The organism is Ancylomarina sp. 16SWW S1-10-2 (genome assembly GCF_009669305.1).
Lineage (GTDB): Bacteria > Bacteroidota > Bacteroidia > Bacteroidales > Marinifilaceae > Ancylomarina.
The window spans coordinates 1-379 of record NZ_SADB01000327.1; the positions used below are offsets into that span (position 1 = coordinate 1).

At 41.4% G+C, this 379-nt stretch carries 1 protein-coding gene; it reads right to left on the bottom strand.

Translation table 11 applies throughout. The features are described 5' to 3' along the window. Positions 1 to 145: 145 nt before the first annotated feature. On the bottom strand, positions 146 to 379 hold a 234-nt coding region (locus EMN46_RS19400), incomplete at its 5' end, for a class I SAM-dependent methyltransferase (protein ID WP_195715348.1).

Below are 379 nucleotides of genomic sequence, written 5' to 3' on the forward strand. Positions count from 1 at the left end.
TCACGAGGCACAACCCAATAGAAATGGAAGCTTAACAACACCGCAATAATGACATATAACCAAGGCGCTTTAATGAGTAGACAAGCGAACCAACCTAATTGAAAAAGTAAAAAATTACCCAATAAAACCCGCAGCTCCATAGGTTTTATCGGGCAACAACCGGCAAGTGCTGACAACGTGGTTTCGCCATCACCATTTGTACCGTACTAATGGTTCGTTCACGGAACCCACCTTCACAATAAGCTAAATAAAAATCCCACATACGAATAAAGACCTCATTAAATCCCTGCTTGCGCACCTGATCAATATTTTCAAAAAAGCCATCACGCCATGCAGCCAGTGTTTTTGCATAATCTAAAGCAATATCATCTATCGCGAC